General features: G+C 60.9%; 8 protein-coding genes. 4 read left to right on the plus strand and 4 right to left on the minus strand.

The features are described from left to right. Positions 1-243 precede the first annotated feature (243 nt). Entirely contained in the window at positions 244-1,008 is a 765-nt protein-coding gene (locus ACIQAL_RS28275; protein ID WP_401151276.1) for a GntR family transcriptional regulator, read from the plus strand. A 327-nt stretch (positions 1,009-1,335) separates the two neighbouring features. Here the strand turns inward: ACIQAL_RS28275 and guaD are convergent, their stop codons facing one another. The 4 genes from guaD to xdhA all read right to left on the minus strand — a co-directional run bounded on the left by guaD (position 1,336) and on the right by xdhA (position 7,651). Next, positions 1,336-2,640 (minus strand): guanine deaminase, encoded by a 1,305-nt coding sequence (guaD, locus tag ACIQAL_RS28280; RefSeq protein WP_401151279.1) that lies wholly within the window; start codon positions 2,638-2,640, stop codon positions 1,336-1,338. A gap of 25 nt (positions 2,641-2,665) precedes the next feature. Continuing rightward, positions 2,666-3,517, minus strand: a complete 852-nt coding sequence (gene xdhC / locus ACIQAL_RS28285; protein WP_401151281.1) for a xanthine dehydrogenase accessory protein XdhC — start codon at positions 3,515-3,517, stop codon at positions 2,666-2,668. Positions 3,518-3,792: 275 nt separating this feature from the next. Continuing rightward, positions 3,793-6,201 carry a xanthine dehydrogenase molybdopterin binding subunit gene (xdhB, locus tag ACIQAL_RS28290; protein WP_401151284.1) on the minus strand — a complete coding sequence of 803 codons (2,409 nt, stop codon included), beginning with the start codon at positions 6,199-6,201 and terminating at the stop codon, positions 3,793-3,795. After that, a complete protein-coding gene (gene xdhA, locus ACIQAL_RS28295) occupies positions 6,194-7,651 on the minus strand; it encodes a xanthine dehydrogenase small subunit (protein WP_401151286.1) in 1,458 nt (485 codons plus the stop codon). Before xdhA ends, xdhB begins: the two co-directional genes overlap by 8 nt. 283 nt (positions 7,652-7,934) lie before the next feature. Here xdhA and ACIQAL_RS28300 point away from each other — a divergent pair, with 283 nt between their 5' ends. From ACIQAL_RS28300 to zipA, 3 genes are all read left to right on the plus strand, one after another. Beyond that, positions 7,935-8,594, plus strand: a complete 660-nt coding sequence (locus tag ACIQAL_RS28300; protein ID WP_401151288.1) for a GntR family transcriptional regulator — start codon at positions 7,935-7,937, stop codon at positions 8,592-8,594. Positions 8,595-8,597: 3 nt separating this feature from the next. Then, entirely contained in the window at positions 8,598-12,086 is a 3,489-nt protein-coding gene (smc, locus tag ACIQAL_RS28305) for a chromosome segregation protein SMC (RefSeq protein WP_401151291.1), read from the plus strand. A 263-nt stretch (positions 12,087-12,349) separates the two neighbouring features. Next, positions 12,350-13,207 carry a cell division protein ZipA gene (gene zipA, locus ACIQAL_RS28310; protein WP_401151294.1) on the plus strand — a complete coding sequence of 286 codons (858 nt, stop codon included), beginning with the start codon at positions 12,350-12,352 and terminating at the stop codon, positions 13,205-13,207. Positions 13,208-13,410: the final 203 nt, after the last annotated feature.

Below are 13,410 nucleotides of genomic sequence, written 5' to 3' on the forward strand. Positions count from 1 at the left end.
AACTTGCACGAGCGAATTATGCTTTTGTATACAAAAAATGCAAATAATGTTTTCGGTTTTGTCGTGGGGATTTTTGGGATTGTGTGCATAACGAAGCGAGCAGCAGAAATCTGTTCAGCCGCTGCGCACTGTGTACAATGCGCCATTACTTTTACTGTGACTTTGCCCTGATATCTGCTATTGCTTTTGTCATCGCCGTTACGGTCACGGCTTACATGCCGGATTCAGTTCTCACGAGTGCCCATGAACGATCAGTTGCAACCCCTCAAGAAACAGCCGCGCACCGCCAAGGCGGGCCGCAGCGGCACCCAGGACGACATCGTCTACGCGCACATTTTCGAGGCCATCCTCGAACAACGGTTGGCGCCCGGCACCAAGCTTTCCGAAGAAGCCTTGGGTGAGATTTTCGGGGTCAGCCGCACCATCATTCGTCGCGCTTTATCGCGTCTGGCCCACGAAGGCGTGGTGTTGTTGCGCCCGAATCGCGGCGCGGTGGTTGCCAGTCCGAGCGTGGACGAAGCGCGGCAAGTGTTCTTCGCCCGGCGCATGGTCGAGAAGGCCATCACTGAATTGGCGGTCGAACACGCGACCACCGAGCAGTTGAGCGAACTGCGCAAGATGGTCAGCGACGAGCGCGACAGTTTTTCCAGAGGGGATCGTGGGGCGGGGATTCGCCTGTCGGGCGAGTTCCACTTGAAACTGGCCGAAGCGGCGACGAATGCGCCGCTGATCAGCTTCCAGCGCAGCCTGGTGTCGCAAACCTCGCTGATCATCGCCCAGTACGAAAGCGGCAACCGCTCGCACTGTTCCTACGATGAGCACACCCAGTTGATCGACGCCATCGAAGCCCGCGATGCGACGCTGGCGGTGAGCCTGATGATGCACCACATGGACCACATCGACAGTAAGCTCAACCTCGATGAAGAAAGCGCCTCCGACGACCTGCACGCGGTGTTCTCGCACCTGATGCTGCCGAAGAAAAAGCCGGGGCGCAGCACGGCGGTTTGATTCTGTGTTTGATTGACGCTCGTTCCCACGCTCTGCGTGGGACCGCCGCTCTCGAGGCTCTGCATCGCAGGTGTACACGAAACGCTTTTGATTCTGGCCGAAGGCCGTGGGAGCTGGCTTGCCTGCGATCTGTTGCGCAGCAACAGCAAACCCTGTGGACGCGTTCGGTCTGACACAACCGAGGTGTCCGGTTCGGCTGCCGGTTCCCGGCAGATCGCAGGCAAGCCAGCTCCTACGCCTTCGGCAGAAGCCGATCCGAGAGAAACCCCAGCCTGATGATTAATTATCGTTCCCACGCGGAACGTGGGAACGATCAAGCCGAAGCCTTCAGCGCTTATGCACCAACACCCCCGCCGAATACGTCTCGCTCACCGTCCGGTCGTCCCCCAGCGTCATCAGCACGAACAGCTGCTCTTCGATGCTCTTCGCCTGTTTCATGCGGTAGGACAGCAGCGGGGTGGCATTGAAGTCCAGCACCACGAAGTCCGCCTCAGTCCCTGCATGCAGGTTGCCGATCTTGTCTTCCAGACGCAGCGCCCGCGCGCCGCCCAACGTCGCCAGGTACAACGATTTGAACGGGCTCAACTTGGCGCCTTGCAGCTGCATCACCTTGTAGGCCTCGTTCAGCGTTTGCAGCAGCGAGAAGCTGGTGCCGCCGCCCACGTCCGTCCCCAGTCCCACATTGACCTTGTGCTTCTCCGCCATCGGCAGGTTGAACAGGCCACTGCCCAGGAAGAAGTTGGACGTCGGGCAGAAGGCGATGGCTGACCCGGTCTCCGACAGCCGCTGACATTCCTCGTCGCACAGATGCACCCCGTGGGCAAACACCGAGCGCTCACCCAGCAGCTTGAAGTGATCGTACACATCCAGGTAATTCTTGCGCTCCGGGAACAGCGCCTTGACCCATTCGACTTCCTTCAGGTTTTCACTGATGTGGGTCTGCATATAGAGGTCGGGGTATTCGGTCAACAACTGGCCGGCAAGGGCAAGCTGCTCGGGCGTGCTGGTCGGTGCGAAGCGGGGCGTGACCGCGTAATGCAGACGGCCCTTGCCATGCCAGCGCTCGATCAGCGCCTTGCTATCGACGTAGCTGGATTCGGCGGTGTCCACCAGATAATCCGGGGCGTTGCGGTCCATCATCACCTTGCCCGCGATCATCCGCAGGTTGAGCTTTTCGGCGGCGCTGAAGAACGCCTCCACCGACTCCTTGTGACGGCTGCCGAACACCAGCGCCGTTGTGGTGCCGTTGCTCAGCAATTCCTTGATGAAGATGTCGGACACTTCCGCGGCGTGGGCAGGGTCAGCGAACTGCTTCTCGCAGGGAAACACGTAGGTATTGAGCCAGTCGAGCAACTGCTCGCCGTAGGAACCGACCATGCCGGTCTGCGGCAAATGGATGTGGGTGTCGATGAAACCGGCGGTGATCAGCGCGTCGGCGTAGGTCACCACTTCAACGTCGCTGCCAAGGCTGCCCAGCAAATCCCGGGCATGGCCGACGGCGGAAATCTTGCCGTTCTCCACCACCATCAGGCCGTCTTCGAAATACTCGTAGGACGCTTCGGCCACCACCTCGGCAGGGTCGGCGATGCTGTGGACGATGGCGGCACGGTAGGCTTTCTTTTCAATAGTCATGTTTACGATTCGTTCTTCTAAAAATTCATTGAGCCTGGGCGCGGCGGGAGACCGGCATCAGCTTGGCGATGGGTTCCGAGGTCGAGCCGTGCTCGCCGCTCTCTGTGCCGAAATGCATGTTGTAAGTGGCGATCACCTCGGCCGCGACCGACACGGCAATCTCCATCGGCAGCTTGCCCTTCACTTCGGACAGCCCCATCGGGCAGCGCATGCGTTGCACCAGCGCCGGGTCGAAGCCGCGATCGCGCAGGCGGTGTTCGAATTTGGCGCGTTTGGTTTTCGAGCCGATCAGCCCGAACCAAGTGAAGTCGCCGCGCTTGAGAATGGCGGCGGTCAGTTCCAGATCCAGCTGATGATTATGGGTCATGACGATGCAATAACTGCCAGCGGGCAGGTGATCCACTTCATCGATGACTTCCTCGTTGACGATCTTGCTCACGCCTTCGGGGAGGTGGGCCGGGAATTCCGCTTCCCGCGAGTCGATCCAGCGCACCCGGCAGGGCAGGCTGGCCAACAGCGGCACCAGCGCACGACCGACATGCCCGGCACCAAACACGGCAATCTGCGCCTGCGGCTGACCCATGGGTTCGAACAGCAGCACGTTCACGCCGCCGCAGCACTGACCCAGGCTGGCGCCGAGGCTGAAGCGTTCGAGGCGGGTTTGCTGACTGCCGCTGGCGAGCATGTCGCGGGCGATTTCCATGGCCTTGTATTCCAGATGGCCGCCGCCAATGGTGTCGTAGATCCTCTCGGCACTGACCACCATCTTCGACCCCGCGTTGCGCGGCGTCGAGCCACGCTCCTCGATGATCGTCACCAGCACGCAGGCTTCACCCTGGGTTTGCAACTCGGCGAGGGCGCTGATCCAGTTGTTCATGTGTTTCTCCTGATCGAGTCAGACGATCAAAAATCCATGTTGTCTGTGCCGTCGTCTCGCGAATGAATTCGTTCCCACAGGTTGATCACCTACCTCTGTGGGAGCGGATTCATCAGCGATGACGTCAATTCAAACGCCGCAATTTTCTCGGTTGGCCCCTATCCTGTGGGAGCGAATTCATTCGCGAAAGGCCGGTACATTCGACGCCGATATGTCGCCAGATCCACCGCTTCGCGAATGAATTCGCTCCCACAGTTTTCGACCGTCCATGGCTTCTAAACCGGTGAAACCGTCAGCTCATGGGCCACGCCCGCGGCCTCTGAACTGGCCACCTTCAACTGGCGCATCTGCTCACACCCCCACAACACCCGCTCCGGCGTGGCAGGCGCGTCGATCTTCGGCTGATGTTTGTAATCGCCGAGACTCGCCACGGCGTCCTTGATCGCACACCAGGCCGCAATGCCCAGCATGAACGGCGGCTCACCCACGGCCTTGGAATGGAAGACCGTGTCTTCGGGGTTCTTGCGGTTTTCCACCAGCTTGACCCGCAAGTCGGCGGGCATGTCCGCCACCGCCGGGATCTTGTAACCGGCCGGGCCGTTGGTCATCAGCTTGCCCTTTGCGTTCCACACCAGTTCTTCGGTGGTCAGCCAGCCCATGCCCTGAATGTAGCCGCCCTCGACCTGGCCGATGTCGATGGCCGGGTTCAGCGAGGCGCCGACGTCGTGGAGGATGTCGGTGCGCAGCATCTTGTATTCGCCGGTCAGCGTGTCGACGACCACTTCGGTGCACGCCGCGCCAAAGGCGAAGTAATAGAAAGGTCGACCTCGGGCCTGACTGCGGTCGTAGAAAATTTTTGGCGTTTTGTAATAGCCGGTGCTCGACAGCGACACCTGACCCATCCACGCCTGCTGCGCCAGCGTGTCGAAGCTGATGACCTGCTCGCCAACCCGCACGTGGCCATTGCGGAATTCGACCTGAGCGGCTTCGCATTTGTAGTGTTTGGCGGCGAATTCGATAAGCCGTTGCTTGATGGTTTCCGCCGCGTTCTGCGCGGCCTTGCCGTTCAAGTCCGCGCCACTGGACGCTGCGGTCGGCGAGGTGTTCGGCACTTTGTCGGTATTGGTCGCGGTGATCTGCACGCGGCTGATGTCCACCTGAAACACCTCGGCCACCACCTGCGCGACCTTGGTGTTCAAACCCTGGCCCATCTCGGTGCCGCCGTGGTTCAGGTGGATGCTGCCGTCGGTGTAGATGTGAATCAGCGCACCCGCCTGATTGAGGAAACTGGCGGTGAAGGAAATGCCGAATTTAACCGGGGTCAACGCCAGGCCTTTCTTCAGAATCGGGCTGTTGGCGTTGTAGGCCGTGATTGCTTTTCGACGCTCGGCGTACTGGCTGCTTTCTTCCAGTTCGGCGGTCATTTCTTCGAGCATGTTGTGCTCGACTTCCTGGTAATAGTGGGTGACGTTGCGCTCGGTCTTGCCGTAGTAGTTGGCCTTGCGCACGGCCAGCGGGTCCTTGCCCAGATGGCGGGCGATGGCGTCCATCACTTCCTCGATAGCCACCATCCCTTGCGGACCGCCGAAGCCACGGTAGGCCGTGTTCGACGCAGTGTTGGTCTTGCAGCGGTGGCCGTTGATGGTGGCGTCGCCGAGGTAATACGAGTTGTCCGAGTGGAACATCGCGCGGTCGACGATAGAGGCCGACAAGTCCGGCGAACAGCCGCAGTTCCCGGCCAGTTCCAGCTGAATGCCGTGCAGGCGCCCGTCGTTGTCGAAGCCCACGTCGTACTCGACGTAGAAGGGGTGACGCTTGCCGGTCATGATCATGTCTTCCATGCGCGGCAGGCGCATCTTGGTCGGCTGACCGGTCAGGCGCGCGATCACCGCGCACAGGCACGCAGGGCTCGCGGCCTGCGTCTCCTTGCCGCCGAAACCGCCGCCCATGCGGCGCATGTCCACCACCACTTTGTTCATCGACACGTCGAGCACTTCGGCGACCAGCTTCTGCACTTCGGTGGGGTTTTGCGTGGAGCAGTAGACGATCATGCCGCCGTCTTCGGTGGGCATCACCGAGGAGATTTGCGTCTCCAGATAAAAGTGTTCCTGTCCGCCAATGTGCAGCGTGCCCTGAATGCGGTTCGGGGCCGTATCCAGCGCGGTGACCGAGTCCCCGCGCTTGTGGGTGTGGCTGTCCAGCACGAAATGCTTGTTGCGATAGGCCTCGACCACGTCGAGCACCGGCTCCAGGTCTTCGTATTCGATGATCGCGGCCATCGCTGCCTTGCGTGCCGTTTCCAGATCACGAGCGGCCACGGCGATCACCGGCTGACCGACGAACTCGACCTTGTCGATGGCCAGCAGCGGATCGCCCGGCAGCAACGGGCCGATGTCTTTCAGGCCGGGAATGTCTTCGTGGGTGATGGCGATGCGCACGCCTTCGAAGTCGTAGCAGGGCGACACATCGACGCTGACGATGCGCGCGTGGGCCCGGTCGGACATCCGCGCATAGACGTGCAACTGATTGGGGAATTCGAGCCGGTCATCGATGTAAATCGCTTCGCCTGAGACGTGTTTGTCGGCGCTGTCGTGCTTGACGCTGCGGCCGACGCCCGAGGTCAGGTCCTGCTGAAACAGGGCAACCAGTTCTTCTTGAGTCTTTTGCGGTGCGTGATTAGACATAGTCGGTCACCCGTGTCTCGATGTGCGGCGTTTGCAGTTCAATGAAGTATTTGCGCAGCAGGTTCTGTGCGCTCAGCAGGCGGTATTCCTTGGTGGCGCGAAAGTCTGACAGCGGGGTGAAATCCTGCGCCAGTGCGGCACAGGCGCGCTCGACGGTGGCCGACGTCCACGGCTGGCCGATCAGGGCTTTCTCGCAATTCGCGGCACGTTTCGGGATCGCCGCCATGCCGCCAAACGCCGCACGGGCATCGACGATCGCGCCGTTTTCCACCTGCACACGGAACGCCGCGCAGACCGCCGAAATGTCGTCATCCAGACGCTTCGAGACCTTGTAGGCGCGGAAAGCCTGTTTGGCGTTGGCCTTGGGCACGATGATTTTCTCGATGAACTCGCTTTCCTGACGTGCGGTGACGCGGTAATCGATGAAGTAATCCTCCAGCGCCAGCGTGCGGGTGTTATCGCCTTTGCGCAGGACAATACTGGCGCCCAGCGCGATCAGCAGCGGCGGTGAGTCGCCAATCGGTGAGGCGTTGCCGATATTGCCGCCCAGCGTGCCCTGATTGCGGATCTGCAACGACGCAAAACGGTGCAGCAATTCGCCGAAGTCCGGGTATTCGCTGCTCAACGCTTCGTAACAATCGGTGAGTGCGGTGGCGGCGCCGATTTCGAGGCGGTCGTCGAAGTGCTCGACCTTCTTCATGTCCGCGACGTTGCCGACGTAAATCATCACCGGCAGGGCGCGGTGGAACTGGGTGACTTCCAGCGCCAGGTCGGTGCCGCCCGCCAGCAGGCGCGCCTGGGGATAAGAATCGTAGAGGTCGGCCAGATCGGCCACGGTCAGCGGGACGAGGCAGCGTTTGTCGCCGCTGTTCAGCTCGGCGGTTTCCGCAGGCTTGATGGCTTTCAGGCGGGCGATGGTCTGCGCCTTCAAGGCATCGAACTGATCGGGTTGGCGTTGTTGGCCGCAGGCCTGTTCAGCGGCGGCGAGAATCGGACGGTAACCGGTGCATCGGCAGAGGTTGCCGGCGAGGGCTTCGTGGGCCTGAGCAGTGTCCGCAGTGGTGCTGTTTTTCTGCAAGGCGAACAGCGACATCACGAAGCCCGGCGTGCAGAACCCGCATTGCGAGCCGTGGCATTCGACCATGGCCTTTTGCACGTTGTGCAGCTCGCCCTGGTGTTTGAGGTCTTCGACGCTGATCAGCTGTTTGCCGTGCAGTGACGCCACAAAGGTCAGGCAGGAATTGAGGCTGCGATAGCTCAAGTGCTCCTGGCCCTCGTCATCGGTGGTCAATTCGCCCACCACCACCGTGCAGGCGCCACAGTCGCCGCTGGCGCAGCCTTCCTTGGTGCCGGACTTGTGCAAATGCTCGCGCAGGTAGTTGAGCACCGTCATGTTGGGGTCCAACGCATGTTCGGTTTTCAACGTCTGGTTCAGTAGAAACTGGATCACCGGTTGTGCCTCGTTTTTCTTTTAATAGAAGTGGTCATCGAACCTGTCGATGAATCTATCAGTTCTGACTATGGGGTCAACGAAAATCTGACCTTTAAGTCAAGAAATCGGGTTTTGCCGGGATTTGCCGATTAACGGCAGCCTGAGGTTGCAATGAATCGCTGCGCACACGCTCAAAGTTTTGCTTATTTCGTGCCACATTGCGTGACATGGCCCTGCGCCACAGGTATCCAGTGCGATACACTTCCGCGCTTGTGTACAGCTATTGGTTTAAAGGAAAGAAATGACGTTCAAGGCACCGGACAGCCTCGCTGAGCAGATCGCTCATCACCTTGCCGAGCGGATCATTCGTGGCGAGCTCAAGCCTGGTGAGCGGATTCAGGAGCAGAAGGTCACGCAGGCCCTCAACGTCAGCCGCGGTTCGGTTCGCGAAGCGCTGTTGATCCTCGAACGCCGCCACCTGATCGCCATCCTGCCGCGCCGGGGTGCGCAAGTGACGGTGCTCACGGCGCACAACATCCAGAGCCTCTGCGCGTTGATGAGCGAGCTGTACATTTTGCTCGGCCTCGCGGTGGCCAAAAGCTGGACCGAACAGCTCGATCTGGCGCCTTTCCTGCAAATCCAGCAACGGCTTATCGCCAGCTGCGAGCGGGGCGACGTGAAGAACTTCGTCGAGGACAGCTTCAACGTGATGCGCGCCGCGTACCCGTTCGCCAACAACCCGTACCTGCAAGAAACCGTCGAGAACTTTCAGCCGTCCATGAGCCGCTTCTATTACCTGGCGCTGGAGCAGCGGCAGGCCGAGATGAGCGAGTATCTGACGCTGTTTGGCCAGTTGCTCGAAGCGGTGGTCGCCCGTGATCTGACGCGCATCCGCGAGGTGCTCACTGCTTACGCCGAGCGCAGTTGCCAATCCATTCTTTCTGCCTTGGCGGCCAGCTAATCCATGCGCCTCAAATGCATCAGGCTGGCCGGGTTCAAGTCGTTCGTCGACCCGACGACGGTGAACTTCCCCAGCAACATGGCGGCCGTGGTCGGCCCCAATGGATGCGGCAAATCCAACATCATCGATGCGGTGCGCTGGGTCATGGGCGAAAGCTCGGCCAAGAACCTGCGTGGCGAGTCGATGACCGACGTCATCTTCAACGGCTCCACCAGCCGCAAACCGGTGAGCCAGGCGAGCATCGAGCTGGTCTTCGACAACTCCGACAGCACCCTGGTGGGTGAGTACGCGGCGTACGCGGAAATCTCGATTCGCCGCAAGGTCACCCGCGACAGCCAGAACACCTATTACCTGAACGGCACCAAATGCCGTCGTCGCGACATCACCGACATCTTCCTCGGCACGGGCCTGGGGCCGCGCAGCTACTCGATCATCGAGCAGGGCATGATCTCCAAGTTGATCGAAGCCAAGCCTGAGGACCTGCGCAATTTCATCGAGGAAGCGGCGGGCATCTCCAAGTACAAGGAGCGCCGTCGCGAGACCGAGAACCGCATCCGCCGCACCCACGAAAACCTGGCGCGCCTGACCGACCTGCGCGACGAGCTCGAACGCCAGTTGGAGCGTCTGCACCGACAGGCCCAGGCCGCCGAGAAGTATCAGGAATACAAGGCCGAAGAGCGCCAGTTGAAGGCGCAACTGTCGGCCTTGCGCTGGCAGGCCCTGAACGAACAAGTGGCGCAGCGCGAGTCCGTCATCGGCAGCCAGGAAGTCGGTTTCGAGGCATTGGTGGCCGATCAACGCAGCGCCGATGCCGCCATCGAGCGCCTGCGGGACGGGCATCACGACCTGTCCGAGCGCTTCAATCTGGTGCAGGGCCGCTTCTATTCGGTGGGCGGCGACATTGCTCGCAACGAACAGAGCATCCAGCACGGCCAGCAGCGCTTGCGTCAGTTACAGGACGACCTGCGCGAAGCCGAGCGCGCGCGGCAGGAAACCGAATCCCACCTGGGCCACGACCGCACCTTGCTCGCGACCCTTGGCGAAGAGCTGGAAATGCTCGAACCCGAGCAGGAGATGACCCTCGCCGCCGCCGAGGAATCCGCCGCGGCGCTGGAAGAAGCCGAAGCCGCGATGCACAGCTGGCAGGAGAAGTGGGACGCCTTCAACCTGAGTTCCGCCGAACCCCGCCGTCAGGCCGAGGTTCAGCAATCGCGCATCCAACAGCTGGAAACCAGCATGGAGCGGCTGGCCGAGCGTCAGCGTCGCCTCGGCGAAGAGCGCCAACTGCTCGCGGCCGATCCGGAAGACGCGGCGATCCTCGATCTGAGCGAAGACCTCGCCGCCCGCGAGATGGCCTCCGAAGAACTGCTGGCCGAAGAAGAACAGCTGATCGAGCGCCTTGAGCACCTGCGCGTCGAACTGCAACGGGCCAGCCAATCCCAGCAACAGGCGCAAGGCGAGTTGCAACGCCTCAACGGCCGAATCGCGTCGCTGGAAGCCTTGCAACAGGCGGCGCTTGATCCGGGCACGGGCACCGCCGAATGGCTGCGCGATCATCAGTTGAGCGAGCGTCCGCGCCTGGCTGAAGGCCTGCGCGTGGACGCAGGTTGGGAGCTGGCGGTGGAAACCGTGCTCGGCGCTGACCTGCACGCGGTGTTGGTCGATGACTTCGCCGGACTCGATCTGGCCGGTTTCAGTCAGGGCGATCTGCGCCTGGTCAGCCCTTCGAAAGACATCACGCGCATTCCCGGCAGCCTGCTGGATAAGGTCGAATCCCGCGTCGATCTGACCCCGTGGCTGGGTCAGGTGAAACCGGTGGAGACCCTCGACGACGCGCTGTCGATGCGCGGGCAACTGAGCGCAGGTCAGAGCCTGATCAGTCGCGATGGCTATTGGGTCGGCCGCGATTTTCTGCGGGTCCGTCGGGCCAGCGAAGCCGAGAGCGGCGTGCTGGCGCGAGGGCAAGAACTGCAGCGCCTCGAAGCCGAACGCGACGAGCGGGAAGCGACTCTCGCCGCGCTGGAAGACCAACTGCTGGCCCAGCGCGAGCAACAACGGGTGCAGGAAGACAGCCGCGAGCAACTGCGCCGTCGCCTGCAAGACGAAACCCGTCAGCAAAGCGAACTCAAGGCGCAGTTGTCGGCGGCCAAAGCCAAGGTCGAGCAGTTGACCCTGCGCCGCACCCGTCTCGACGAAGAGCTGACCGAACTGGGCGAGCAGCGCGCCATCGAGCAGGAAAGTCTCGGCGAATCCCGGCTGCAATTGCAGGACGCCCTCGACAGCATGGCGCTGGACACCGAACAGCGTGAGCTGCTGCTGGCCCAGCGCGACAGCCTGCGCGAGCGGCTGGACCGGGTGCGTCAGGAAGCCCGACAGCACAAGGACCACGGCAACCAGTTGGCCGTGCGCTTGAGTTCTTTGCGGGCCCAGCACGACTCGACCCGTCAGGCGCTAGAGCGGCTGGAGATGCAGTCCGAACGCCTGACCGAGAAGCGCGAGCAGCTGAACCTCGGGCTGGAGGAGGGCGAAGCACCGCTGGAAGAACTGCGCCTGAAACTCGAAGAACTGCTGGAAAAGCGCATGGTCGTCGACGACGAAATGCGCGTCGCCAAGAACGCCCTGGAAGACGCCGACCGCGAACTGCGTGAAGCGGAGAAACGCCGGACCCAGGCCGAACAACAATCTCAACTCCTGCGCGGGCAACTGGAGCAGCAGCGGCTCGAATGGCAGTCCCTGACCGTGCGCCGCAAAACCTTGCAGGAGCAATTGCACGAAGACGGCTACGATTTAAATGGTGTACTGGCGACCCTCACGCCGGAGGCCAACGAGAAAGACGCCGAAGAAGAACTGGAGCGCATTGCGGCCCGGATTCAGCGTCTCGGCGCGATCAACCTCGCGGCCATCGACGAATACCAGCAGCAGTCCGAGCGCAAGCGCTATCTGGATGCGCAGGACGCCGACCTCGTCGAAGCGCTGGACACCCTGGAAAACGTGATCCGCAAGATCGACAAAGAAACGCGCAATCGCTTCAAAGAGACCTTTGATCAGATAAACAGCGGAATTCAGGCACTTTTTCCAAAAGTTTTCGGTGGCGGCAGCGCTTACTTGGAACTGACGGGCGAAGATTTACTCGATACAGGGGTGACGATCATGGCGCGTCCTCCGGGCAAGAAAAACAGCACGATCCATTTGCTGTCCGGCGGCGAAAAAGCCCTGACCGCACTGGCGCTGGTTTTCGCCATTTTCAAACTCAACCCGGCGCCGTTCTGCATGCTCGACGAAGTCGACGCACCACTGGACGACGCCAACGTGGGCCGCTATGCCCGACTGGTCAAGGAGATGTCGCAAACCGTGCAGTTCATCTACATCACCCACAACAAGATCGCCATGGAAATGGCCGATCAACTGATGGGCGTCACCATGCATGAGCCGGGGTGTTCGCGCCTCGTGGCAGTGGACGTTGAGGAGGCGATGGCGCTGGTGGATGCGTAGCGGGTGACACAGGATTAGACGGATTTGAAGGGAAAAGTGAGGCGCAGAGGCTTCAGCACAGGTTTTACCGTCGCAGCAGCACAGATGCTCGCGACATGCCAGATGTAACAGACGGTGTAAAGTTACCTTTGGTCGTGCTAGCTTAATGTCCACTTTTTCTTGTTACGTGGGTAAAAGGCCATTCAGAACAGAGAGTTGGCTCCACGTTTTAAAGGGGTTTACGCCCTTAATTTTCAGAATTTTCATTAGAGGCACGGGATTACATGGAAATCGGTCTGCGAGAGTGGCTGATCGTCATCGGCATTATTGTCATTGCCGGTATTCTTTTTGACGGCTGGCGCCGGATGCGCGGCGGCAAAGGCAAGTTGAAATTCAGGCTGGACCGCAGCTTTTCCAACCTGCCGGACGACGAAGAAGGCTCGTCCGCCGAGGTGCTGGGCCCTGCGCGTGTCCTCGAATCCCAGAAAGAACCCCAGCTCGACGAGCACGACCTGCCCACCATGAGCGCGGCCCGCGAACGGCCTGAGCGCCCGGAGCGCGAAAGCAAACGCGGCAAGCGTAAAGACGAGCCGCAGCAGGGCGACCTGAATCTCGATACCGACAGCCCGAGCCTGTTCAGCGCCCGTGACGACGATTTCCCGGACGACAAGGCGCCGCAGCGCATCACCGAAGACAAGGACCTGGCCCCGGTCGAAGAAGTGCTGGTGATCAGCGTGATTTCCCGCGACGAAAGCGGCTTCAAAGGCCCGGCGTTGCTGCAGAACATTCTGGAAAGCGGCCTGCGCTTCGGCGAGATGGACATTTTCCACCGCCATGAAAGCATGGCGGGCAATGGCGAAGTCCTGTTCTCCATGGCCAATGCGGTCAAGCCGGGCGTGTTCGACCTGGACGATATCGACCATTTCAGCACCCGCGCCGTGAGCTTCTTCCTCGGTTTGCCAGGCCCGCGTCACCCGAAGCAGGCGTTCGACGTGATGGTGGCGGCAGCCCGCAAGCTGGCCCACGAGCTGAACGGCGAGTTGAAAGACGATCAGCGCAGCGTCATGACCGCGCAGACCATCGAACACTACCGCCAGCGCATCGTCGAATTCGAACGCCGCGCGCTGACTCAGCGTCGTTGATCTGGTGAGTCGATCAACCTGCTGACGCACCACTCTCTGTAGGAGCGGATTCATTCGCGAAAACGGTCCAGACGATAGAGACAGGTCGGTTGTACTGGCGCATCGCAAATGAATTCGTTCCTACAGTATGAAGTGGCGGTGAGCCGGCGCTATCCGGCAACAGCCCCTGAATCGAGCAGCCCCGGCTGCTCTTTTGCTTTTTC

The organism is Pseudomonas sp. NPDC088368, assembly GCF_044753445.1.
Taxonomy (GTDB): Bacteria; Pseudomonadota; Gammaproteobacteria; order Pseudomonadales; family Pseudomonadaceae; genus Aquipseudomonas; species Aquipseudomonas bambusae.

What these genes read in the sequence shown, in the direction of transcription:
- ACIQAL_RS28275 (WP_401151276.1), top strand. Translation starts at nt 244, where the DNA reads ATGAACGATCAGTTGCAACCCCTCAAGAAACAGCCGCGCACCGCCAAG.
- guaD (WP_401151279.1), bottom strand. Translation starts at nt 2,640, where the DNA reads ATGACTATTGAAAAGAAAGCCTACCGTGCCGCCATCGTCCACAGCATC.
- xdhC (WP_401151281.1), bottom strand. Translation starts at nt 3,517, where the DNA reads ATGAACAACTGGATCAGCGCCCTCGCCGAGTTGCAAACCCAGGGTGAA.
- xdhB (WP_401151284.1), bottom strand. Translation starts at nt 6,201, where the DNA reads ATGTCTAATCACGCACCGCAAAAGACTCAAGAAGAACTGGTTGCCCTG.
- ACIQAL_RS28300 (WP_401151288.1), top strand. Translation starts at nt 7,935, where the DNA reads ATGACGTTCAAGGCACCGGACAGCCTCGCTGAGCAGATCGCTCATCAC.
- smc (WP_401151291.1), top strand. Translation starts at nt 8,598, where the DNA reads ATGCGCCTCAAATGCATCAGGCTGGCCGGGTTCAAGTCGTTCGTCGAC.
- zipA (WP_401151294.1), top strand. Translation starts at nt 12,350, where the DNA reads ATGGAAATCGGTCTGCGAGAGTGGCTGATCGTCATCGGCATTATTGTC.